Source organism: Nonomuraea sp. NPDC023979 (genome assembly GCF_040639085.1).
In the GTDB taxonomy this organism is placed as follows: domain Bacteria; phylum Actinomycetota; class Actinomycetes; order Streptosporangiales; family Streptosporangiaceae; genus Nonomuraea; species Nonomuraea ceibae.
The window spans coordinates 218,980-241,243 of record NZ_JBEZZG010000012.1 but is presented as its reverse complement, the minus strand read 5'-3'; the positions used below and the strand labels follow the sequence as shown (position 1 = coordinate 241,243).

Below are 22,264 nucleotides of genomic sequence, written 5' to 3'. Positions count from 1 at the left end.
CAGCAGCCAGTCGAACGACTCGGTCTGCAGGGCGAGAAGGTCAGGAACTTCGAGGGGCTCCTGGATGCGCGAAAAAGAGACGCGACGGGGACCGGTGGGTATGGCGGAGGCGTTGCGCGAGGCTGCCAACAGATGTCCTTCCGGAAGGCACGGACGGAATCGGACTGCGCGCATGCCGAACGCCCCGGCAGAAGCCAGGGCGTGGAAGGGCAGCGCGAGGGAGCAGCATAACGCAGACAGGAAACGGATGTCCACACTTACTATAAGCGTCAACCTCGGTGCCGCCTTCAGGATTACACAGCGGGGTGAACTCGTCAACTTCCACGCCGATCCGAAGCCCGGCGCCTTGACCTGGACAGGTTGCCTGCCCGTCAAATATCGTTAACTCTTAGGAAGGTTTCCTTTTTATTCCTGTCTCATCCCCCCAGGAGCACAGGTGCGCAAGAGCACAGTCGCCGCCATGACCGCCGCCACAGGAATGCTGGTCCTGCTGCCGGCCTCCGCGGCCCACGCCCACGGAACCATGTCCAACCCGCCCAGCCGTGTCTACGTCTGCAAGAACGAAGGCCCCGAGGCGCCGAAGTCCGACGCCTGCAAGGCCGCCGTGGCCGCCAGCGGGCCCCAGGCGTTCTACGACTGGAACGAGGTCTCGCTGCTCGAAGCGGGCGGGCGGCACCGCCAGCTCATCCCCGACGGCAAGCTCTGCAGCGCGGGCCGCGAGAAGTATCGCGGGCTCGACCTGCAGCGCGCCGACTGGCCCGCGACCCAGGTGCGGCCGGGCAACTTCACGCTGACCTACCACGCGTCCGCGCCGCACGGCAACAGCAACTTCGAGTTCTACATCACGCGCGACGGCTGGAACCCGACCATGCCGCTCAAGTGGTCGGACCTCGTCCACATCAAGACGTTCAACGGCCAGAACCCGACCACGTTCACGAACTGGACCATCAACCTGCCCCAGCGCAGCGGCAGGCACATCCTCTACTCGATCTGGCAGCGCGTGGTCGGCAGCAACGAGGCCTTCTACACCTGCTCGGACGTCGACTTCGGCGGCGGCAGCACGCCCACCCCCACCCCGACGCCCACGCCGACCCCCACGCCCACCCCGACCCCGACGCCGACTCCCACCCCCACGCCGACGTCGACGCAGCCCGGCGGCACGTGGAGCGCGGGCACGGCCTACCGGACGGGTGACCGGGTCACCTACGGCGGCGCGACCTACGAGTGCCTGCAGCCGCACACCGCCCTCACCGGCTGGGAGCCGCCGAACGTGGCCGCCCTCTGGAAGCGGATCTAGGAATTGGCCGGAACAGCGGCACGCTGGACCGCCACAGTCCTGAGTCTGCTGCTGGTCGTCGCCTGCGGACCCACCCGGTCCGCAGGCGATCCGGTCAACGCCGAGGACGTGATGTTCGTCCAGATGATGGTCCAGCATCATCGCCAGGGCATCGAGATCGCCGAAGTGGGCGCCGCCAGGGCGAAGACGCCGGAGCTGAAGACGCTGGCGTCGGCCATCGCGCTCACCCAGCAGGACGAGGTCGAGATGATGCTGCGCTGGCTGCACGCCTGGTCGCAGCCCCTGACCGCCGCCTCGGACTCGCACGACCACCACGGCGGCATGCCGGAGACCGACCGGAAGCAGATCGCCGACCTGAAGAAGTCCAAGAGCTTCGAACGTGACTTCCTCAACTTGCTGATCGCCCACCAGGACGACGCCGTCCAGATGGCCGGCGCCGAAACGGCAGGCGGCGCCAACCCGGAGGTGAAGCAGTGGGCGACCCGCGTCGAGGCGTCCCGCAAGGAGCAGATCCAGCAGATGCTGGCCCTGCTCAAGCGCGAACCCGCCAAGCGGACGTAGCCGGCGAACGGAGCTGACCGGCGGGTCACCTCTCCACGGGCGGGGCGGTGACGCGCCGGTTGGCGTACAGGCTGGTGAGCGTGACGGTCGTCAGGACCGCGACGATCACCCCGAGCGAGGCGAGCGTGGGGATCTCCGGCACCGCCGGCCAGATGCCGTGCGCCCAGTGCAGCACGAGCTTGAGGCCGATGAAGCCGAGGATGACGCCGAGCCCGTGGTTCAGGTGCCGCAGCTTCTCCAGTACGCCCTGCAGCACGAAGTACAGCGCGCGCAGCCCCAGCAGGGCGAAGGCGTTGGTGACGAAGACGAGGAACGGGTCCTCGGTCACGCCGTACACCGCGGGCACCGAGTCGACGGCGAAGACGATGTCCGTGGCGAAGACGGCCACGATGGCGAGCGCGAGCGGGGTCAGGGCGCGCCGGCCCCCCTCGCGGACCGTCAGGCGGGAGCCCCGGTAGTCGCCGGTGACCGGCATGAACCGCCGCAGCAGGCGCACCGAGCGCATCGAGTCGATGTCGACCTGCTGCTCCCGGCCGCTCAGCGCCTCCTTGAGGATCTTCCAGGCGGTGACGACCAGGATGCCGCCGAACAGCAGGAACGCCCACGTGCCGCTCTGCAGCACCGCGGCGCCCAGCGCGATGAACACCGCGCGCAACACCAGCGCCCCGATGATCCCGTACAGCAGCACCCGCTGGGCCAGCTCGCGCGGCACCGCGAACGCGGACAGCAGCAGCATGAACACGAACAGGTTGTCCACCGACAGCGACTTCTCCACCACGTAGCCGGTGTAGAACTCCACCGCCACGCCGCCGCCGAACGCGCTCCACACGTAGACGCCGAACAGCAGCGGGAGCGCCAGGTAGAACACCGACCAGCCGACCGCCTCGCGCATCCGCACCTCGTGCGGGCGCCGCGTCAGGACGAAGTCGACGCCCAGCAGCAGGACCAGGCCGGCGATCGTGACCGCCCACAGGCCGGGTGAGCCGATCGTCTCCAGCTGGGCAGCCGTCATCGAACCGGGTGGAGCGAGCATGGAACCTCCTCGAACGAGAGCCGTTCGAGGTCTCCTTCACCCGCGGCGCGCGGGCGGCCGCCCGGGGACGAGGTCACGTCCGTACTGACCGGGCCGGCGCTTGGGAAGTACTCCCCTCGCCCCCCAAGGGTAGGCGAACCCGCCGGTACGAGCCACCGCCGGGAGACCGATTGACCGGTGCGGGGCCCCGGGACGATAGTGGAGGAAGCACGGAGGGGAGTACCCGCCGTCCGACGTCCCGGCCGTCATCACGGCCTCCGCAGGCCCGGCGGGACGGCCCTTCCCGGCGCGGGAGGGTGCGGGAAGACCTTCGTCCTCGCAGTCGAGGCCGAAGGAGTCCTCATGCTCTTCGAAATTCTGCTGGGCGCCCTGCTGATCCTCTCCGCGCTGGTCGCGGCCGCCGTGCTGTGGGTGGGGCCGCCGCGCTCCCCCGTCGAGCGCCGGCACCGTACGACCCCCGTCGAGGATCGGCCGGACTGGCCGGGACGGCGGGACTGACGAACCTGGTAAGCTACGTGCCGTTGGTTCGGATTCGGCTGGAGGGAGGTGAGGTTTGATGACCGCGGTGAAGACCGCTGCCCTGCGCAGCGCCCGGACATTCCTCACGTCCCGGGCCCCGGTCTGACCCACTTCCACCCCTTGCCGTAAGCCGTCGGGCTTGCGTGGCGGGGTGATGCCTGCGTCTCGTCGGGGCCCCTTCCCGCAAGGTGTCTCACGTTGCCACAACTTTTCACCGATCCATCCGACGGCGGTCTGACCCGATACGGGTGGACCGACGCGCTCGACGAAGACTTCGCCCCTCACCGGGCGGCCGGTCTGATGCCGGCCCGGATCGTGCGCGTCGACCGCGGCCGCTGTGACGCGGTCACCGCGGCCGGCCCCGTACGCGCCGGTCTCGCGGCGCTGCACTCCCCCGATCCGCTCCTGGCGCCCTGCACCGGAGACTGGGCCGCGCTGCGGCCCGGCCCCGAGCCGGAGCTGGTGGCGCTGCTGCCGCGCAGCAGCGCGATCGTCCGCTCGTCGGCGTCCGGCACCTCCCACGGGCAGGTGCTGGCCGCCAACGTCGACGTCGTCGCCATCGCGCTCTCGCTCGCGGCCCCGCTGGACGGGGCCCGGCTGGAACGCATGCTGGCCCTGGCCTGGGAGAGCGGTGCCCGGCCGCTGGTCGTGCTCACCAAGGCCGACCTGGCCGCCGACGCCGAAGCCGCCCGCGCCGAGGCTGCCACGCTCGCACCGGGCGTCGACATCCTGGTCACCAGCGTGACCACCGGCCAGAACATCGACGTCCTCACCGCGTCGCTGAGCGGCACCACGGTCCTGCTCGGCTCGTCCGGGGCGGGCAAGTCCAGCCTCGGCAACGCGCTGCTCGGCGACGACCTGCTCGCCATCGGCGCGGTGCGGGAGCGTGACGGCAAGGGCCGCCACACCACCGTCCGCCGCGAGCTCGTCCCGCTGCCGTCCGGAGGCGTCCTCATCGACACCCCCGGCCTGCGCGGGATCAGCCTGTACGACGCCGCGGACGGCCTGGAGCGGACCTTCGCCGAGATCGAGGCGCTGGCCCGCGACTGCCGCTTCGGCGACTGCGCTCACGACACCGAGCCAGGCTGCGCGGTGCAGGCCGCCATCGAGGCGGGCGAGCTGACCGAACGCCGCCTGAACAGCTACCGCAAGCTGCAGCGCGAGAACGCGTGGGCCGCCGCGCGGACCGACGCCCGGCTGCGCGGCGAGCGCACCGACAGGCAGAAGGCCATCACCAGCCATCTGCGTGCCACCTACAAGTTCAGGGACCAGCAGTCATGACCGCCGACACGCCGCCCGCGGCGGCCGATCCGGTCGTGACCGCGTTCTTCGCCCTGCACGACGGCCTGCGCCGGGAGGGCCCAGGCTCCGACGCGACCACCCGCCGCCTACTCGACCTGGCGGGGCCGCTGCCGGCGCGCCCGCGCGTGCTGGACGCCGGCTGCGGCCGGGGCCCGGCCGCGCTGCTTCTCGCCCGGGAGGCCGGCGCCGAGGTGACCGCGGTCGACCTGCACCAGCCGTTCCTCGACGACCTGGACCTCGCCGCCCGCGAGGCCGGGCTGCCCGTCCGCACGCTGCGGGCGTCGATGGCCGAGCTGTCCTTCCCCGACGGGAGCTTCGACCTGATCTGGGCCGAAGGCTCCGTCTACAACGTTGGCTTCGACACGGCGCTGCGCGTGTGGCGGCGGCTGCTCGCTCCCGGCGGCACGCTGGTCGTCACCGAGTGCGAGTGGAGCACCGGCTCCCCCTCGCCCGAGGCACGCGCGTTCTGGGACGGCCACTACCGGCTGCGCACCCACGAGCAGAACGCCGCCGCCGCCCGCGCCGCCGGCTACGACGTCGTCGCGGTGCACCCGCTCCCCGACGGCGACTGGTTCGACGAGTACTACACGCCGCTCGCCGAACGGGCCCGCGCCGCCGACCCGGCCGTGCCCGGGATGCGCGAGGCCGTCGAAGCCACCCTCCAAGAGATCGCCATGCGCCGCGACCACGGCGCCGAATACCAGTACACCGGCTACGTCCTGCGCCCGCAGGCCACCACGGAAACGGACACCATGACCACCTCCTGGATCACCCGCCCCGAGACCACCGCCGACCTCGCCCGCATCCGCGAGGTCAACCTCGCCGCCTTCCCCAGCGCGCACGAGGCCGACCTGGTCGAGGCGCTGCGGGCCGACCCCGAGGCGTGGCTGCCCGGCCTGTCCTGGGTCGCCGAGACGGCCGACGGCGAGCTGGCCGGATTCGCGCTGCTGACCCGCTGCCACGTCGACGGTGAGCCCGCGCTCACCCTGGGCCCGTGCGCGGTCTCGCCCGAGCACCAGCGGACGGGCGCCGGCTCGGCCGCCATCGAAGGAGCCCTGCGCGCCGCCCGCGAGCAGGGCGAGAACCTCGTGCTGGTGCTCGGCCACGCCGAGTACTACCCGCGCTTCGGCTTCACCCCGGCGTCCGGCTTCGGCGTCCGGCCGCCGTTCGAGGTCGAGGACAAGTACATGATGGCGCTGGCCCTCGACCCGGCCCGCCCGGTGCCGACCGGCACGATCCGCTACCCGGCGGCGTTCGGGGTCTGACGGACGCGCGTGGACGGCGGCCGGGCAGTCCGGCCGCCGTCCACCACCGGGGCGTGATGCCGACCACGCCGTCCGCATCCGTCGTCACTGATCCCGGCGTCCAGGGCGGCGCGCACGCCCTGGTCACGGGGTCAGGGCTGCAGGAGGACCTTGACGGCGCGACGTCGTGGCTGACGCCGACGTGGCCGCCGGGCCGGGTGGAGCGGATGGCCTGCATCATCGACTGCTGAGTGCCGACCGCCTCGACGACGCTGTGGGCGCCGAGCCCGTTCGTCAGCTCCTTGACGGCGGCCACGCCGTCGTCGCCGCGCTCGGCGGCCACCGCGGCGAACCAGCCGGTGCCGAGCACGTCCGAGGCGGCCAGCAGGCTTGGGACCAGGTCCGCGTCCGGCAGGCCGGGCGTGGCGACCAGCGTGCCGTCGGCCAGCGGGATGCGGGCGAACTGGGACTGCGTGCCGAGGGCGCCCATGAGCACCCGGTTGACGCAGCCGCTCTGGTAGCCCGCCCGGCAGATCTCGCACGTGTTGTCCGAGGCCCAGAACGAGCCGACCACGAACTGGCCCGGCCTGACCGTCGTGACCTGGCTGCCGACCTCCTCCACCACCCCGACGTACTCGTGCCCCATCGGGGCGGGCCCGTCCACCTGCTCCACGCCCCGGTACGGCCACAGGTCCGAGCCGCAGACGCAGGTGGCCGTCAGCCGGATGACCGCGTCGGTCGGCTCGATGATCGCCGGGTCCTGGCGGTCCTCGACACGGACGTCACCCGGGGCGTACAGCACTGCTCCACGCATGAGTGGATCTCCTTCAGACGGCAGCGGATGCCCGTCCTCTTACCGGGAACGGGCCGGGCGGTCCGCGCCCGGGGACAAGATGGCCGTCCCCAGGCCGATGCTTTGCCCCGCTGTGCGCCTACCGCTCCGCCGGCTGGGGAGCGCGGTGGGAGGCGACAAGGCTGAGCACGCCGATGACGAGCACCGGCCAGCCGCCCGTGACCGGGAAGTAGAGGACGCACAGCCCGAGGCCGAGGACGAGCAGGTACCAGCCGAGCTGCGCGGGCAGCCGCCCGGTCGTGCGGATGACGTGCGCCGCCATCGTGCCCATGGCCAGCAGCGCGACCCCGGCGACCATGAACCACACGCTCGTCTCGCGGGCGTAGTAGTCGGGGAGGCTGTCGTCGGCGAGGCTGCGGTAGAAGCCGTCGGCGGCGATCGCGCCCCACGCGTTGGGCTGGACGAACGCCCAGGCGAAGTGGAGCAGCGCCGTGGCGATGACGAGCCGGGGGATCCAGCGGGTCAGCGTCTTCATGCGGGCTCCGCCTCCTTCCGCGGGGCCAGCCGCAGCGCGCGCTGGTAGATGTCGCGCAGCTGGGGCGCGGGGACGGCCGGGATGATCTGCTGGGCGCCGATGAGGACCAGGTAGAGCAGGTGGGCCATGGGGTCCACGTCGCTCTCCGGGCCGCCGAGGTCGCGCCACAGCACCCGCAGGTAGTCGATGCGGGTGCGGTCGACGCGCTCCTGCACGGCGCGCACCTCGGCGTCCTGAAGCGCCCAGGCGCGCACCGCCGAGTCCAGGCCCTCGCTGACGCTCTCGTCGTCGAGGACGAGGTCGACCAGGGCGCGCAGCCGGGCGTCGGCGGTCCCTTCCGCCTCCTCCACCGCCGAAATGAAGCGCGCGGTGTGCTCGGCCTCGAAGTGCGCGAGCAGGTCGGTCTTGAAGCCCGCCATGCCTTTGAAGTGGTGGTAGAAGGAGCCCTTGGTGAGGTCGAGCTCCCCGCACAGCCGTTCGATGGTCAGCGCCCGGGCACCGTCCTCGGTGAGGACGCGGAGCCCGGTGCGCAGCCAGTCGCGTTTTGACGCCATGCCAGCGACCATACCGTACCGTATGGTGCTGAGAGGTGAGGGGGTCAGCCGACCTCCGCGAGCGCCCTGCGGTAGAAGGCGACCTGGTCGACAGCCACGCGTTCGCGCAGCTCGGGGTCGGTGTAGAAGGTGAAGTGGGTGCCGGGGAAGACGCGCAGCTCGCCGTGCGGCGCCCGGTCCGCGAGCTCCCGGCTCGTCTCCAGCGGCGTCTCGTGGTCGTCGGCGGCGGCGCAGACGAGCAGCGGGCAGCGCAGCCGCGCCGCGGCCTCGGCGGGACGGTAGCGCATCATGTCCAGCAGCGCCCGGGGGGCGATGCTGTTGCGCCACAGCGTCTTCGTGTTCCCGCCGGTCAGCGTGCGGATGTGCGCGTCGGCCTCGGGGGTGGCCGTGACCGCCCGCTCGCCGGGCCGGCCCACCATGGGGATGTAGTGCGGGCTCAGCCCGAGCCTGCCGCGCACCGCGTCCCACACGATGGAGCTCATCAGCCGCAGGGTCTGGGAGGTGTCGCGGTTCTCGACCCCTTTCGGGAACCCGTTGAACGGGATCTGCGCGACCACGGCGGCGACCTCGGGATCGTCGGCGGCCACGACGATGGCGTGCGCGCCGCCGAGCGAGTTGCCCCAGAGCGCCACCCGCGCCGGGTCGACGCGCTCGTGGGCGCGGGCGAAGGCGAGCGCCGCGCGCAGGTCGTCGCGCTGCCCGGCGAGGTCGGGAAGCTGCCGGGGCTCACCGCCGCTCTCGCCGAAGCTCCGGTAGTCGAACACGAGCGCGCCGAACCCCTGTCCGGCGAACCCCTCCGCGTACGGGAACAGGCGGTCCATCGTGCCGCTGAAGCCGTGGCACAGCACCACGCAGGGCGCCCGCCCGGCGCCCGCGGGCAGGTAGAGGTAGCCGGCGCACCGGACGCCGCCGACGGTGAAGGACACCTGGGTCCGCTCGAACATACGGATCACCTCGAAGCCGTAGACTGACTGTCGGTAAGCACTCTAGCCCCGGAACTGACCATAGGTAAGTAAGATCCATGACACCCCAGCGGATCCTCGCCGCCGCCAGGACCCTGTTCGCCGCCCGCGGCTACCGGGCGACCTCCATGCAGTCCATCGCCGACCGGGTCGGCATCACCAAGGCCGCCCTCTACTACCACTTCGACTCCAAGGAGGAGATCCTCCACCAGCTCACGCTGCCCCTGCTCGACGAGCTGGAGGCGGTGCTCGCCGAGGCCGAGGCGTGCGGCGACCCCGGCGAGGTGCGGTGGCGGGCCGTCGAGGGCTACGTGGACGTGCACCTGCGCCACCGCGAGACGCTCACCATGCTGGTCAAGGACATGACGCTGCTGGTCCAGGCGCCGGTGGCCGAGCGGTTCCGCGCCGCGATCGCGCTGGCCAACGAGCTGGTGGCGGGGCCGGGCGGCGGGCTGGAGCAGCGGGTGCGCGCCTCGCAGGCGGTCGCCGGGCTGGCCGACCCGGTGGTCCTGTTCCGCGACGTGCCCGCCGACCGGCTCAGGGCCCTCATCCTGGACGGCGCCCGCGCGCTCCTCGGCGAACCGCCCCGCCCGCCCAAGTCCCCTCGCCCGTCCGAGCCGCCCCGCTCCCCGCAGGCGTCCCGTTCGCCGGAGGTCCCCGCCGGGCGGGGGCGCGCGCGGGGCAGGAGCGGCGGGCGGCCGGCCGCGCTGACCCCGGAGCAGACCGCGCGGGCCCGCGAGATGCACGCCGAGGGGCGCTCCGCCGAGGAGATCGCCACCACGTTCGGCGTCTCAAGAGCGACCGTCTACCGCAGTCTCAAAAACAAATGATTATGAGACTTTGATTTCGAGACAAGCGGGCGGAGGCATGTTGCTGTTTTAGCAAGAATGTTTGCCAGGATGGCGGAGGCTGACGCACCATCACGCCATGATGAAGACGCAGTATGACGTGATCGTCGTCGGAGGCGGCGCCGCCGGACTGAGCGGCGCCCTGACGCTGGCGCGGGCGCGCCGCTCGGTGCTCGTGATCGACTCCGGCCTGCCGCGCAACGCCCCGGCGTCCGGAATGCACAACTACCTGGGACGCGAAGGCATCGCGCCGTCGGAGTTCCTGGCCATCGGCCGCGAGGAGGCGGTCTCGTACGGCGCCGAGATCGTCACCGGCGTGGCCGTGACCGCCGAACGGCTGGACGGCGGCGGGTTCCGCGTGGAGCTGGAGGACGGCACCACCCGCACCGCCGCGCGCCTGCTGGTGACCACCGGGCTGGTCGACGAGCTGCCCGAGGTCGCCGGGCTCGCCGAACGCTGGGGCCGCGAGGTGCTGCACTGCCCCTACTGCCACGGCTACGAGGTGCGCGACCGGCGCATCGGCGTGCTGGCGAGCGGCCCCATGGCCGTGCGGCAGGCGCTGCTGTGGCGGCAGTGGAGCGACCGTGTGACGCTGTTCCTCAACGACGTGCCGTCGCCGACCGGCGAGGACCTCGAACAGCTCGCGGCCCGCGACATCGCCGTGGTCGGCGGCAAGGTCACCGGGCTGGAGGTGACGGACGACGCGCTCACCGGGGTGAACCTGGCCGACGGGCGGGTCGTCCCGGTCGAGGCCGTCGTCGTCGCGCCGCGCTTCACCGCGCGGGCGGGCGTCCTGGCCGGGCTCGGCCTGGAGCCGGTCGACCACGAGATGGCCGGGCACGTGCTCGGCTCGCACATCGCCGCCGACCCGACGGGAGCCACCGAGGTGCCCGGCGTCTGGGTCGCCGGCAACGTCGCCAACGTCGCCGAGGTCGTCATCGGCTCGGTCGCGGCGGGCGTGAAGGCCGCCGGCGCGATCAACGCCGACCTCGTCGCCGAGGAGACCCGCGAGGCCGTCGCCGCCCGCCGCACCCACCCCGCCGAGCACGGCGGCACTCAGGTTCTCGGCGGGGAGGAGTTCTGGGACGCCCGCTACAGCGAGAGTGACCGCGTCTGGAGCGGCAACCCGAACGACATCCTGGTCCGCGAGGCCGCCGACCTGCCGCCCGGCACCGCGCTCGACCTGGGATGCGGGGAGGGCGCCGACGCCATCTGGCTGGCCGGTCGCGGCTGGCGCGTCACGGCCGTGGACGTCTCCGGCGTGGCCCTGGAACGCGCCGCCCGCCAGGCGGCCGAGGCGGGCGTCGCCGACCGCGTCGACTGGCAGCGGCACGACCTCGGCCGGTCCTTCCCGGAAGGCGTCTACGACCTGGTCTCGGCGCACTTCCTGCACTCCTACGCCGAGCTGCCCCGCGAACGCGTCCTGCGCCGGGCCGCCGAGGCCGTCGCCCCGGGCGGGGTGCTGCTGATCGTCGGGCACGCCGGGTTCCCCTCCTGGGAGGAGAACCCGCACCCCGACGTGCACTTCCCCACCCCGCAGGAGGTCCTGCGCAGCCTGGAGCTCCGCGACGGCGCCTGGCAGGTGGAGCTCGCCGAGGAGCACGAGCGCGTCCAGACGCGCCCCGACGGCACCCCCGGCACCCGTACGGACAACGTGCTCAGGCTGCGGCGGCGCACCGGTTGAGCGGCGATGACGCTGGACGGGACGCGGGCGCGGCGGGCAACGTGGGGCGGGTGCACCACGAAACCTGGTACGACCGTCCCGCAGCCCGCCGCTGGACCTGCGGGCCGGCCCCCGCCGGGGTGCGGGAGTTCCACGCCGGCCTGGCCGGATACGCGCCCACCCCGCTGACCGAGGTCCCCGGCCTGGCCTGGCCGCTCGGGGTGGGGCGGCTCCTGGTCAAGGACGAGTCGAACCGGCTGGGCCTGCCCGCGTTCAAGGCCCTGGGCGCCTCCTGGGCGATCCACCGGATCCTGGCCGCCCGCCCCGGGAACGATCCCGTACGGCTGGTCACCGCCACCGACGGCAACCACGGCCGGGCGGTGGCGCGGATGGCGCGGCGGTTCGGGCAGCGGGCGCACGTGTTCGTGCCGGAGGGCGTGCACCCGGCGGCGGTCGCGGCCATCGCGGCCGAGGAGGCGCGGGTCACCGAGGTCGCCGGCGACTACGACGAGGCGGTGCGCCGGGCCGCCGAGGCGGCGGAGGAGCCGGGCTCGGTGCTCGTCCAGGACACCGCCTGGCCCGGCTACGAGGAGACGCCCGGGTGGATCGTGGCGGGCTACTCGACGCTGTTCGCCGAGATCGACGAGCAGCTCGGCACCCCGGACCTGGTGGTCGTCCCGGCGGGCGTGGGGTCGCTCGCCCAGGCGGCGGTGATCCACTACCGCTCCGGCTCCGCCCCTGTGGCGCTGATGACGGTGGAGCCCGAATCGGCCGCCTGCGTGCTGGCCAGTCTCCGGCGGGGCGCGCCCGTCAGCGTCGGGACCGGCGACACGATCATGTCGGGGCTCAACTGCGGCACCCCGTCCAGCCTGGCGTGGCCGTACCTGAGAGACGGCCTGGACGCGGCGGTCGCGATCGGCGACGACGACAGCGCCGCCGCCGCGCGGGAGCTGGCCGGGCACGGGGTCGCGGCGGGCCCGTGCGGCGCGGCCTCGCTGGCGGGCGCCCGCGCGGCCCTGACCGGCGACGGCGCCGCCGCCCGCCGCGCGGCCCTGGGCCTCGGCCCGGACGCCACGGTCGTCCTGCTCAGCACCGAGGGCCCGGACGCCAACCCCGCCCTCTGACCGAGCGGTGTACGGTCCTCCGCCCAGGTCCCGTGACCTGGGCGATATCAGGATGCGCCGGGCGATGCGGACGCAGTAGCGTCCAGACCCATGACACCCTCACGCACCAGGCCCCCCTTCGTCGCGGACGAGCGCACCCAGCTCGTCGGCTGGCTCGACATGCAGCGCGCCATCGTTCACTGGAAGTGCGAGGGCCTCTCCGAGGAGGACGCGCACCGCCCGGTCCTGCCGGACTCGCCGCTGATGACCGTGGCCGGTCTGGTGTCGCACCTGCGCTGGGTCGAGCACTGCTGGTTCGAGGTGCTGTTCATGGGCGGCCCGGCCGTCGGCCCGCAGTTCGACGAGGACGGTCCCGAGGACGCCGACATGATGGTCGACGACGTCCCGCTGGCCCGCCTGCTGGAGGAGTACGAGCGGCAGTGCGCCGTGTCGAACGAGATCATCGCCGCGCACTCCCTGGACGACGTGGGCAAGCATCCCGACTTCCGCTCCGCCGCCGCCAGCCTGCGCTGGATGCTCATCCACATGGTCGAGGAGACGGCCCGCCACGCCGGCCACCTCGACACCGTCCGCGAGCTCGTCGACGGGACCAAGGGCTACTACTGACGCGGAAGCCTCTTGCGGACCGGCGGCGCGCGCGTTCATGCTCGACTGGCAGCACGAGCCGATCCCGGGAGGCGCGGTGCACGGCCAGGTTCCTGACGACGCCCGCCGGAGCCGCCCATGACGGTGACGGTGACGCCGCCGGTCCGGCGCGCGGCGGCGGTGCCCAGGCGGGTGCGCACCCTCGCCGGGCTGTCGCTGCTGTCGCTGGCGCTGCTGCTGGCAGCGATCCTGGCCGGCGCGGCCAGTACGGGCGCCAGCCTGCGCACGATCGGGCATGACGCCGGGCCGCAGGTCCTCGCCACCACCGGCCTGTATCGGCAGATGTCCGAGATGGACGCGCTGGTGGCCGAGACGCTGCTGCTGGGCAGGGAGTACGGCCCGCAGCAGCAGGCCGACCTTACCGCCTACGACCAGCGGCGGCTGGAGATCTCCGAAAGCCTGCTCAAGGCCTACCGGCTGGCCCTGGACAACCCCACCGAGCAGCGTACGGTCGAGGCGCTGATCGAGGGGCTGGGCCGCTACGAACGGCTGGCGGCCGAGGCCCGGCTGCTCGACCGGCAGTCCGGGCACACCGCTGGTCAGCCGCCCGCCCCCGTGGTCGCCGCCTACCAGCGGGCCACCGACCTCATGCACCGCGAGCTGCTGCCCAAGGCGTACAACCTGACCCTGGAGACGGGCACGATCGTGCGGCGGGCGCACGACGCCGAGCGGTCGGCCACCGCGCTGGCCCGCACCGCGGTCGTCGTCACCGGGCTGCTCGCGCTCGCCTGCCTGGTGGGCCTGCAGACCTACCTGACGCGCAGGTTCCGCAGGGTGTTCGCGCCGGCCCTGGTGGTCGCGACCGTGCTGGGCGCGGCCGGGCTGGTGACCGGCGCCGTCCTGATCGAGCGGCAGGGCCGGGCTCTGGAGGAGGCCAAGCGCGGCGGGTTCGACGCGGTCCTGACGCTGACCAGGGCGCGGGCGATCAGCAGGAGCATGCACGGCGACCAGAGCCGCTACCTGCTCGACCCCGGGCGCAAGGACACCTACGAGCACACCTTCCTCGACAAGGCGCGCGCGATCGCCGCCGTCGAGTCCACGAGCCTGCCCGACTACCAGAGCAAGCTCGGCCCGGGCTTCCAGGGCCTGCTCGGCGGCGTGACCGGCGCGGACCGGACCAGGCTGTTCACCGCCTACCAGAGGTTCCAGCAGGCCGACGCGCGGATGCGCGGCATGTCGGGCGCGGCGGCGATCAAGTTCTGGGACGGCGAGCTCACCCAGGCGTACGAGGGCTACGACAAGGTGCTGGAGGAGCTGGTCCGGCGGCACGAGTCCGACTTCGAGCGGGCCATCGACAGCGGCGACGGGGCGCTGGAGACGCTGTGGCGGCTGATCCCCGCCGGGCTGGCCGCCGGCGCCCTGCTCGTCCTGGCCGGCGTGTGGCCACGACTCAGGGAGTACCGGTGAGAAGACTGCTGATCTGCCTGCTCCTGCTCCTCACCGCCTGCGGCACGGCGCGGCCGGAATCGCTCGTGGACAAGGACGAGGTGGTCGTCGCCATCCGCTCCGACGTGCCGCTGATCAGCTTCAAGGGGCCGGACGGCGCCTACCACGGCTTCAACATCGACGTGGCCGAGAACCTGGTCTCCCGGCTGGGCAAGCGGATCCGCTGGCTGGAGATCACCGCGGGCGACCAGCTCACCGTGCTGACCGGCGGCCGCGCCGACCTGGTCTTCGCCCACATGTCGGTCACCCCGGAGCGCAAGAAGGTGATCGACTTCGCCGGGCCGTACCACGTCGACTTCCAGGACATCGCGGTCCGCCCCGCCGACAAGGACGCCATTCGCGACGTACGGGACCTGGAGGGGCGCAGGATCTGCTGGGTGCGCGGCACGAACATCGCCCAGCGGATCGTCGGCGAACGCCGGGTCCGGGCGATCCCCGTCGAGGCGCCCGACTACAACGTCTGCCTGGACATGATCGAGGACGGCCGGATCGACGCCATCTCGACCAACGCCCAGATCCTGGCGGGGCTGCTCACCAAGCCGGGCGTCGACCTGCACCTGGTGGGCGCGACGTTCAACGAGCAGCGCACCTCGATCGGCGTGCGCAAGGGCGACGTCGACGGCTGCGAGGAGCTCAACCGGGCGATCACCCAGATGTACCAGGACGGCACCGCCCACATGCTGCTGGACAAGTGGTTCGGCAGGTCGGGCATCGACCTGTCGGTGATCGCCGTCCCCCAGTTCGAGGGCTGCTCCTAACCGGTTCAGGCGGGTGGCTCGGCGGCTTCGACGTCGTAGGGGACGAGCTTGACGGCCGCCGGGTCCGCGGCCTTGGAGTGGGCGGGCACCTCGGTGTTGGTGGGCAGCGCGTAGAACCGCACGAGCGGTCCGAGCCGCTGGGAGGCGCCGCTGAGCGCCCAGTCGACGTACGTGCGCGCGCCGGCCGGGCTGTGCGCCCCGGACAGCAAGGCCAGGCCGCCGAGCTCGTAGCCGGTGCCCTCCTGGGGGAAGGTCACCTCCAGGTTCGGGTAGCCCTGCTCTTGGGCGGCGACGCAGTCGTGGGAGAAGACGATGCCGACCGCCGCCTCCTCCTTGGCCGCCTGCACGGCCGCCGCGCTGCCGGAGGCGTTGTAGCGCAGCACGTTCGGGTGGAGCCGGCGCATGTAGGCGAGCGCGGCGTCCTGGTCGCCGCCGTTGAGCAGCGCCTGGGTCCACAGGGCGGTGTAGGCGGTGCCGGAGGTGGCCGGGTGGGCGATGGCGACGCCGCCGCGCAGCCGCTCGTCCAGCAGGTCCGTCCAGGAGCGGACCGGCTTCAGGCCGCGCCTGGCCAGCGCCTCCCCGCTCGACAGCCGGACGAAGTCGGCCTCCACGCCGGTGGCGTCGGAGAACCGCTTGACCATCATCGAGCACCGCTCGCTCGCCCCGCACGCGACCGTGATCTTGTCCCGGCGCTGCGCCGAGCACCCGGCGGCCAGCAGGACCGCCACCAGGGCGATGGCCAACGGCCTCATCGCGTCTCCCCACGGTTCGCCGGTGTTGCGCGGGTGCCGCTCCCATTCGACACTCCGAGGCGAGCCCCGCGCAACCGGTCTCAGCCGCGCGGCGCGTACATGATCACCAGGACGCCCGCCAGGCAGACGAGCGCGCCGATGACGTCCCACCGGTCGGGCCGGAAGCCGTCGACGGCCATCCCCCACGCGAGCGACCCGGCGACGAAGACGCCGCCGTACGCGGCGAGGATGCGGCCGAAGTTGGCGTCCGGCTGCAACGTCGCGACGAACCCGTACAGGCCGAGCGCGACGACGCCGGCCCCGATCCACAGCAGGCCCCGCTGCTCGCGCACGCCCTGCCAGATCAGCCAGGCCCCGCCGATCTCGGCGAGGGCGGCCAGGGCGAACAGCAACAGGGAACGCGCGACGGTCATGCGGGCCAGTAGACCGCATCGCCTGCGCCGCGTTGACATTCTAGGGCATCTATGTTTCCTTAATGGCTCTAAGCAAACTTACGGGCTCTCCAGGAGGACTCCTGACATGCCGCGCAACCCTCTGGCCGCCGTCTTCGGCAAGTACGCCATGGAGGCGACCGTCGCCGTCGCCGAGCACGTCACGCCCACGATGCGGCGCGTGCGCCTCGAGACCGACCGGCCCGTGGACTTTCCCTACACCCCTGGCCAGCACGTCAGGATCCAGCTCAAGGACCCGCTCTCGGTGGCGGGGATCATGCGCCCGGCCGACACGCTGCGCACGTACACGATCTGGGAGCTTTCCCCCAACCGCCGGGCCCTGGAGCTGCGGATCCACCTGTACGACGGCGACGGCATCGGCCTGGAGTGGGCCCGGGCGGTCCGGCCGGGCGACCGGGTGACGTTCTGGTGGCCGCAGGGCGACTTCTTCACCCGCGAGGCGGACTTCCACGTGTTCGTCGGCGACGAGACGGCCGGCGCCGCCTTCGGGCCGATGATCGCCGGGCTGGACGGCTCGGCGGCGGTGTTCGGCGTGCTGGAGAGCGAGGGCCCCGAGCACGACCTGCCGATGCCGGGCGACCCGCCGCTGCGCCGCGTCCACCGGCACGGCGCGCCGGCCGCCTCCTCCCGCGTGCTGCTCGCGGCCGTGGCGGAGCTGGACCTGCCGGGCGACGCCGGGGCCGCCTACGTGGCCGGTGAGGCCAGGACCTGCCAGATGGTGCGCGACCACCTGGTCCGCGAGCGCGGCTGGCCGCGCACCTCGATCAAGGTCAAACCGTTCTGGGCCCCGGGCAAACGGGGCCTGCACTGACCCTTCCCGACCCCAACGTCAAGGAGAGACCATGAAAGTGATCATCGTGGGCGGCGGCATCGGCGGCCTCACCGCCGCCGTGGCGTTCCACCAGCGCGGCTGGCAGGTGGAGGTCCTCGAACGTGCTCCCGCGTTCACCGAGATCGGCGCGGGGCTGTCGATCCAGCCCAACGGCCTGCGCGCGCTGGACGTGCTCGGCCTGGGCGACGCGCTGCGCGCCGGCGGGCAGGCCGAACCCCTCGCCGGCGTGCGGCACGCGAGCGGGAGCTGGCTGATCCGCAACGACACCGCCGACCTGAAGCGCAGGTTCGGCCAGTGGGTGATCGTGCACCGCGCCGACCTGGTCGCCCTGCTGTGCTCCGCCCTGCCGGGCGAGGTGCTGCGCGCCGGGGTCGACGTGCGGCACGTCGGGCCCGACGGCACGGTGGCCCACAGCGGCGGCGCCTCCACGGCGGACCTGGTCGTGGGCGCCGACGGCGTGCGCAGCGTCACCCGGCGCTCCCTCTGGCCGCACTTGCGCGGGCCGCGTTACGTCGGATACACCACCTGGCGGCTCATCGTCGCGTCCCGGCCCATCGAGGGCAGCGTGGAGACGTGGGGCGAGGGGCAGCGGTTCGGGCACCAGCCGATGCCCGACGGCAGCGTCTACTGCTACCTGATGGCCAACGCCCCGGCCGGCTCCCGTCACGGCCTCGACCACCTGCGCGAGCGCTTCGCCGGCTGGCACGACCCCATCCCCGCCCTGCTGGCCGACGCCGACCCGGAGACCGTGCTGCAGCACGACACCTACGAGCTGCCCGGCCTCCCCTCCTACGTCCAGGGCCGGGCCGCGCTCCTCGGCGACGCGGCGCACGCCATGGCGCCCAACCTCGGCCAGGGCGCCTGCCAGGCGCTGGAGGACGCGGTCACGCTCGCCGCCGCCGTCGACACCCGGGGCGTACGGGCCGGGCTGGCGGAGTACGACCGGGTCCGCAGGCCGCGCACCCAGAAGATCGTCCGCCTCTCGCGCCAGGCCGCGGCGCCCGCGCACTGGACCTCCGGTCCCCTGACGGCCCTGCGTGACCTGGCGCTCCCGCGGCTGCCCGACGCGTTCTTCGAGCGCTCGATCGTGCCGACCTACACGTGGACGCCGTGACGCGCGCCCTTGCGCGCCGCCACGACGACGAGGAGCCCGGCGACGACCCCCGCGACGTACGGGGACGGCACGAGCAGGATCCCGCCCACCGCGCACCAGGCGGCGAGTCCCCAGCCGGCCCAGGCGGGCACGGGCACGCCGCGTCCGGCCAGGCGCCAGATCAGGCAGCCGAGCAGGATCAGCGGGACGCTGAAGCTGCCGGGGCCCGCCCAGAAGGTGACCTCGTTCTGCAGTGACCCGACGGTCGGGGCGGCGCCGCCGCCGGTGAGCGCGAGCGGGACGGCCGCCCACAGCCCCCGGCTCGCCCAGCCGGTGATGTCGTCCCACGCGATGAGCGCCAGCAGCGTCAGGTGCCCCGCGCCCAGCACGACCATGATCCCGCTCGCCCAGCGGAGCAGCGGCTTCGTGGAGTCCATCGTGACGTCCCCTTCCGGTGGCCGTGATCTATACGGAGCCGTACAGAACGATGTGTACGGTAACGTACAAACCCGGACGCGATCAACGGAGGTGGCTGCGATCCCCGCCACACCACGCACGACCCGGGCCCGCTGGATCGAGGCGGGCCTCGAAGCGCTCGCCCGGGGCGGCCCCGACGCGGTGCGCGTCGAGACGCTGGCCGCCACGCTCGGCGTGACGAAGGGCGGGTTCTACGGCTACTTCGACGGCCGGCCCGCGCTGCTGGCGGAGATGCTGGACGAGTGGGAGCGCAGCTGCACCCGCGAGCTCATCGCCCAGGCCGAAGCCGAGGGCGGCGACCCGGCCGACCGCATCCGCCGGGTCGGCCAGCTCACCTTCACGGACGACTTCCACCGGGTCGACCTCGCGGTCCGGGCCTGGGCGCGGCATGACGAGGCCGTCGCCGCGCGGCTGCGGCGCGTGGACAACGAGCGCATGGACTTCCTGCGCGAGATGTTCGGGGCCTTCGTCGCCGATCCCAGGGAGGTCGAGGCGCGCAGCATCCTGGCGTTCTCGCTGGCGATCGGGCGCTACTTCATGGCCGTGGACCACCCCGGTTACAGCACGCTCGAAGCCGTCCACCTGGCCGGCGAGCACCTGCTGCGCCCGCCGTCGTGAGCGTGACGGTCAGGCCCAGCGGCCCGTGAACAGCTCCTCGCCCGGCGGGTCGCCGGGCAGGCCGCCGGGGGCGCCGGGGCGCAGCCCGTCGAGCGCGATCGCGACCAGGCGGGCGCGGGCCCGGACGGCGGCGGGAAGCAGGTCGTCCCTGCCCTGCTTGCGGAGCTGATCCACCAGCGGGGAGCGGCCGAGCTGCTCGATCAGCAGGGCGACGTCGACGGCGGCGACGTCGGGGCGCAGCACCCCGGCGTCCTGGGCACGCCGCACCAGGGCGTCGAGCAGGTCGTCGCCGCGGCGCGACGCGGCGTCCATCTCGTCGCTCACCTCGACGGCCCCGGCGATCGGGGCCAGCGTGCCCTGGCCGAACTCCACGCACGCGGTGACGAATCCGGCCAGCCCCGCCCACGGGTCGGGATCGGCCAGGCCCTCTTCGGCGGCCTCGTTCCAGTGCTCCAGTGACAGCACGGCGAGCCGCTGGAACAGCTCCTCCTTGGTCCGGTAGCGCCGGTAGAGGCTGCCGATGCCGACGCCCGCCCGGGCGGCGATGGCGGCGACGGAGGCGTGCGCGCCGTCCTCGGCCAGGACGGCGCGGGCGGCTTCAAGAAGCGCCCGGTCGTTGCGTGCGGCGCGATCGGTGCGGCTGGTGCGGGTCGTCATCGCGGCGATCCTAGCAGACTTGCGGAGCGATTCGCTCCGGTGTAACGTCACGGTCGAACCGGAGCGAATCGCTCCGCTCTTGCTGAGGAGACGGACATGAACACCGAGAGGGCCGCGATCGAGCAGGTCGTCCGCGACGCCGAGAAGCTGCAGAACGACGTGGACGGCTTCACCGGACTGCTGACCGAGGACGTGTCGCTCGTCAACTTCACCGGCATCCGGCTGCGGGGCCGTGAGCAGGTGCGCGAGGTCATGGCCAAGGCGCTGCGCAGCCCGCTGAAGGACGTCCTCACCACGAACGAGCTGCAGGACGTCATCTTCCTGCGGGAGGACGTGGCGCTGGCCACCCTGGTCAAGCACGTCAACGACGGCAGGCGTGGCGCGCTGACGTTCGTGCTGGTCAAGGAGGACGGCCGGTGGCTGATCGCGCTGGCCCAGACGACCCCGATCGTCTGACTCCCGGCTTCGTGGTTCGATCGCACCATAAACCTGTTATGGTTCGATCGAACCACGAAACAAGGGGAGACACGTCCATGAAGCACGTCACAGCGCTGGCCATCGGCCTGCTGCCCCTCGTCCTCGGGGAACAGGCCGCCGTGGCCTCCCCGGCCGCGCCTGCCGCCCCCGTCGCCGTGACGGCGGCCGGCGCTGTGCGGGGCACGATCCAGGACGGGGTCCACCGCTTCCGCGGCATCCCGTACGCCGCCCCGCCCGTCGGCGACCGGCGCTGGCGGCCACCGGCGCCGGCAAGGCCCTGGCCCGGCGTCCGCGACGCGACGGCAGCCGGACCGGCGTGCCCGCAGCCCTCCGCGCCCGACATGCCGGAAGGCATCCCGCAGAGCGAGGACTGCCTGACCGTGGAGGTGACCGCACCGGCCCGCCCCGGGAAGAACCGGCCCGTCATGGTCTGGCTGCCCGGCGGGGGGTTCGTCACCGGCGCCGGCTCCATCTACGACCCGGCCCGGCTGGTCACGACCGGCGACCTCGTGGTCGTGACCGTCAACTACCGGCTCGGCGTGTTCGGCTTCTTCGCCCACCCCGAGCTCGGCAGGACCGGCAACTTCGGCCTCCAGGACCAGGTGGCGGCGCTGCGCTGGGTGCGGGCCAACATCGCCGCGTTCGGCGGCGACCCCGGCGCGGTCACCCTCGCCGGCGCCTCGGCCGGGGGCATGAGCGCCTGCACCCTCATGACTTCACCGGCCGCCCGCGGCCTGTTCCACCGGGCGATCGTCCAGAGCGGCTCGTGCCGCACCGAGCACCCCGCCGGAGCGATGGGCGAGGGCATGCCCGCGATCTCCTCCTGGCACCCGATCGAGACGATCCAGTCCGCCGGGCAGGCCCTGGCCGGGGAGCTGGGCTGCGCCGACGTGGCCTGCCTGCGCCGCAGGAGCACCGCCGAGCTGCTGCCGCACACCGCCCGCTTCCCGCTGCTCGCGTACGGGACCCGCCTCGTCCCGCGCGAGCCCGCCCGGGTGTTCGCCGCGGGCGGGCAGGCGGCCGTGCCGCTGCTGCAGGGCAACACCCTTGACGAACACGTCGAGTTCACCCTGGCCACCCGCCCGGGAGGTGTCACCGCCCGCCAGTACCCGGCCCTGCTCAGGACCGCCTTCGCCGACGCCGCGCCCCGGGTCGAACGGCGCTACCCGCTGCGCCGCTTCCCCTCCCCCACGGCGGCGACCGCCCGCGTGTTCAGCGACAGCGGCTGGATCTGCCCGTCGTGGAAGTCGGGCCGCGAGCACGCGAGAAAGGCGCCTGCCTGGGCGTACGTCTTCGCCGACCCCTCGGCCCCCACGCCCGGCGGCGACCCCCTGCCCGACCACGTCCGCCCCGCCACGGCGCACGGCGCGGAGACCTTCTACCTGTTCGACTTCCCCCGCTCCCCGCGGCTCAGCCCCGAGCAGCGGCGCCTGGCCGACCGGCTCGTCGGCTACTGGGCCGGGTTCGTCAGGACCGGCGACCCCAACGGGCCGGGCAGCCCGCGCTGGCCCCGCCTGGACGCCGCCGACCGTGCGCTCCTCCTCGCCCCCGGCGCGGTACGGCCGTTCAACCTGAAGAACGCCCACCACTGCGGCCTCTGGTCTTGACGGAACGGCGTGCCG

General features: G+C 73.1%; 25 protein-coding genes and 1 pseudogene. 16 read left to right on the top strand and 10 right to left on the bottom strand.

All coding sequences use genetic code 11. The annotated features are described in order from the left end of the window. Positions 1-255, bottom strand: a 255-nt coding sequence (locus tag AB0G11_RS22960) for a hypothetical protein (protein ID WP_357588028.1), incomplete at its 3' end; no start/stop codon positions are given. Positions 256-436: 181 nt separating this feature from the next. Here AB0G11_RS22960 and AB0G11_RS22955 point away from each other — a divergent pair. Together AB0G11_RS22955 and AB0G11_RS22950 are read left to right on the top strand one after the other, a co-directional pair. After that, the gene (locus AB0G11_RS22955; protein ID WP_219507713.1) at positions 437-1,297 is read left to right on the top strand and encodes a lytic polysaccharide monooxygenase; all 861 of its coding nucleotides are present in this window, start codon (positions 437-439) and stop codon (positions 1,295-1,297) included. Between the two features lie 3 nt (positions 1,298-1,300). Then, positions 1,301-1,858, top strand: a complete 558-nt coding sequence (locus tag AB0G11_RS22950; RefSeq protein WP_357588026.1) for a DUF305 domain-containing protein — start codon at positions 1,301-1,303, stop codon at positions 1,856-1,858. A gap of 25 nt (positions 1,859-1,883) precedes the next feature. Here the strand turns inward: AB0G11_RS22950 and AB0G11_RS22945 are convergent, their stop codons facing one another. Further along, positions 1,884-2,891 carry a TerC family protein gene (locus tag AB0G11_RS22945; protein WP_219507710.1) on the bottom strand — a complete coding sequence of 336 codons (1,008 nt, stop codon included), beginning with the start codon at positions 2,889-2,891 and terminating at the stop codon, positions 1,884-1,886. 342 nt (positions 2,892-3,233) lie between these two features. On the opposite strand from AB0G11_RS22945, the gene AB0G11_RS22940 reads away from it, so the two are divergent. The 3 genes and pseudogenes from AB0G11_RS22940 to AB0G11_RS22930 form a co-directional block, all read left to right on the top strand. After that, on the top strand, positions 3,234-3,389 hold the full coding sequence (locus AB0G11_RS22940; protein ID WP_357588024.1) for a hypothetical protein: 156 nt from the start codon (positions 3,234-3,236) through the stop codon (positions 3,387-3,389). 219 nt (positions 3,390-3,608) lie between these two features. Then, on the top strand, positions 3,609-4,691 hold the full coding sequence (gene rsgA / locus AB0G11_RS22935) for a ribosome small subunit-dependent GTPase A (RefSeq protein ID WP_219507706.1): 1,083 nt from the start codon (positions 3,609-3,611) through the stop codon (positions 4,689-4,691). Then, a pseudogene (locus tag AB0G11_RS22930) lies at positions 4,688-5,833 on the top strand (bifunctional class I SAM-dependent methyltransferase/N-acetyltransferase); the annotation flags it as partial. The gene rsgA and the pseudogene AB0G11_RS22930, both read left to right, overlap by 4 nt. A 10-nt stretch (positions 5,834-5,843) precedes the next feature. Here the strand turns inward: AB0G11_RS22930 and AB0G11_RS22925 are convergent. The 4 genes from AB0G11_RS22925 to AB0G11_RS22910 all read right to left on the bottom strand — a co-directional run bounded on the left by AB0G11_RS22925 (position 5,844) and on the right by AB0G11_RS22910 (position 8,782). Continuing rightward, complete coding sequence (locus AB0G11_RS22925) at positions 5,844-6,770, bottom strand: alcohol dehydrogenase catalytic domain-containing protein (RefSeq protein ID WP_357588022.1); 927 nt, start codon at positions 6,768-6,770, stop codon at positions 5,844-5,846. Between the two features lie 118 nt (positions 6,771-6,888). Continuing rightward, a complete protein-coding gene (locus AB0G11_RS22920) occupies positions 6,889-7,284 on the bottom strand; it encodes a DUF6463 family protein (protein WP_357588020.1) in 396 nt (131 codons plus the stop codon). Then, positions 7,281-7,838, bottom strand: a complete 558-nt coding sequence (locus AB0G11_RS22915; RefSeq protein ID WP_219507702.1) for a TetR/AcrR family transcriptional regulator — start codon at positions 7,836-7,838, stop codon at positions 7,281-7,283. Before AB0G11_RS22915 ends, AB0G11_RS22920 begins: the two co-directional genes overlap by 4 nt. Positions 7,839-7,882: 44 nt before the next feature. Continuing rightward, the gene (locus AB0G11_RS22910; protein ID WP_357588018.1) at positions 7,883-8,782 is read right to left on the bottom strand and encodes an alpha/beta hydrolase; all 900 of its coding nucleotides are present in this window, start codon (positions 8,780-8,782) and stop codon (positions 7,883-7,885) included. 77 nt (positions 8,783-8,859) lie between these two features. Between AB0G11_RS22910 and AB0G11_RS22905 the strand changes: the two genes are divergently transcribed. From AB0G11_RS22905 to AB0G11_RS22880, 6 genes are all read left to right on the top strand, one after another. Next, complete coding sequence (locus AB0G11_RS22905; RefSeq protein WP_357588016.1) at positions 8,860-9,630, top strand: TetR family transcriptional regulator; 771 nt, start codon at positions 8,860-8,862, stop codon at positions 9,628-9,630. A 97-nt stretch (positions 9,631-9,727) separates the two neighbouring features. Next, entirely contained in the window at positions 9,728-11,332 is a 1,605-nt protein-coding gene (locus AB0G11_RS22900; protein ID WP_357588014.1) for an FAD-dependent oxidoreductase, read from the top strand. Between the two features lie 50 nt (positions 11,333-11,382). Further along, positions 11,383-12,435, top strand: coding sequence for a diaminopropionate ammonia-lyase (locus AB0G11_RS22895; protein ID WP_357588012.1), 1,053 nt, complete (start codon positions 11,383-11,385; stop codon positions 12,433-12,435). Positions 12,436-12,525: 90 nt separating this feature from the next. Next, complete coding sequence (locus tag AB0G11_RS22890) at positions 12,526-13,041, top strand: DinB family protein (RefSeq protein WP_219507699.1); 516 nt, start codon at positions 12,526-12,528, stop codon at positions 13,039-13,041. A 117-nt stretch (positions 13,042-13,158) separates the two neighbouring features. Further along, positions 13,159-14,487 carry a hypothetical protein gene (locus AB0G11_RS22885; RefSeq protein WP_357588010.1) on the top strand — a complete coding sequence of 443 codons (1,329 nt, stop codon included), beginning with the start codon at positions 13,159-13,161 and terminating at the stop codon, positions 14,485-14,487. Continuing rightward, positions 14,484-15,284 (top strand): transporter substrate-binding domain-containing protein, encoded by an 801-nt coding sequence (locus AB0G11_RS22880; protein WP_219507696.1) that lies wholly within the window; start codon positions 14,484-14,486, stop codon positions 15,282-15,284. Before AB0G11_RS22885 ends, AB0G11_RS22880 begins: the two co-directional genes overlap by 4 nt. A gap of 5 nt (positions 15,285-15,289) precedes the next feature. Here AB0G11_RS22880 and AB0G11_RS22875 read toward each other — a convergent pair whose 3' ends face one another. Together AB0G11_RS22875 and AB0G11_RS22870 are read right to left on the bottom strand one after the other, a co-directional pair. Next, a complete protein-coding gene (locus AB0G11_RS22875) occupies positions 15,290-16,036 on the bottom strand; it encodes an extracellular solute-binding protein (protein WP_357588008.1) in 747 nt (248 codons plus the stop codon). A gap of 80 nt (positions 16,037-16,116) precedes the next feature. Beyond that, positions 16,117-16,449 carry a YnfA family protein gene (locus AB0G11_RS22870; RefSeq protein ID WP_219507693.1) on the bottom strand — a complete coding sequence of 111 codons (333 nt, stop codon included), beginning with the start codon at positions 16,447-16,449 and terminating at the stop codon, positions 16,117-16,119. Positions 16,450-16,555: 106 nt separating this feature from the next. Here AB0G11_RS22870 and AB0G11_RS22865 point away from each other — a divergent pair, with 106 nt between their 5' ends. Together AB0G11_RS22865 and AB0G11_RS22860 are read left to right on the top strand one after the other, a co-directional pair. Beyond that, entirely contained in the window at positions 16,556-17,299 is a 744-nt protein-coding gene (locus AB0G11_RS22865) for a siderophore-interacting protein (protein ID WP_357588006.1), read from the top strand. Between the two features lie 31 nt (positions 17,300-17,330). Continuing rightward, positions 17,331-18,434 carry an FAD-dependent monooxygenase gene (locus AB0G11_RS22860; RefSeq protein ID WP_219507689.1) on the top strand — a complete coding sequence of 368 codons (1,104 nt, stop codon included), beginning with the start codon at positions 17,331-17,333 and terminating at the stop codon, positions 18,432-18,434. Here the strand turns inward: AB0G11_RS22860 and AB0G11_RS22855 are convergent. Beyond that, positions 18,416-18,850 (bottom strand): DUF6463 family protein, encoded by a 435-nt coding sequence (locus AB0G11_RS22855; RefSeq protein WP_219507688.1) that lies wholly within the window; start codon positions 18,848-18,850, stop codon positions 18,416-18,418. The two genes, AB0G11_RS22860 and AB0G11_RS22855, sit on opposite strands and share 19 nt — an antisense overlap. A 91-nt stretch (positions 18,851-18,941) precedes the next feature. On the opposite strand from AB0G11_RS22855, the gene AB0G11_RS22850 reads away from it, so the two are divergent. Then, entirely contained in the window at positions 18,942-19,508 is a 567-nt protein-coding gene (locus tag AB0G11_RS22850; RefSeq protein ID WP_308125861.1) for a TetR/AcrR family transcriptional regulator, read from the top strand. Between the two features lie 9 nt (positions 19,509-19,517). Here AB0G11_RS22850 and AB0G11_RS22845 read toward each other — a convergent pair whose 3' ends face one another. Then, positions 19,518-20,165 carry a TetR family transcriptional regulator gene (locus AB0G11_RS22845; RefSeq protein WP_219507684.1) on the bottom strand — a complete coding sequence of 216 codons (648 nt, stop codon included), beginning with the start codon at positions 20,163-20,165 and terminating at the stop codon, positions 19,518-19,520. Positions 20,166-20,261: 96 nt separating this feature from the next. On the opposite strand from AB0G11_RS22845, the gene AB0G11_RS22840 reads away from it, so the two are divergent. After that, positions 20,262-20,621 (top strand): SgcJ/EcaC family oxidoreductase, encoded by a 360-nt coding sequence (locus AB0G11_RS22840; RefSeq protein WP_357588004.1) that lies wholly within the window; start codon positions 20,262-20,264, stop codon positions 20,619-20,621. 77 nt (positions 20,622-20,698) lie between these two features. After that, positions 20,699-22,249: a carboxylesterase family protein gene (locus tag AB0G11_RS22835; RefSeq protein WP_357588002.1), complete on the top strand. Its 1,551-nt coding sequence runs from the start codon at positions 20,699-20,701 to the stop codon at positions 22,247-22,249. Positions 22,250-22,264 lie beyond the last annotated feature (15 nt).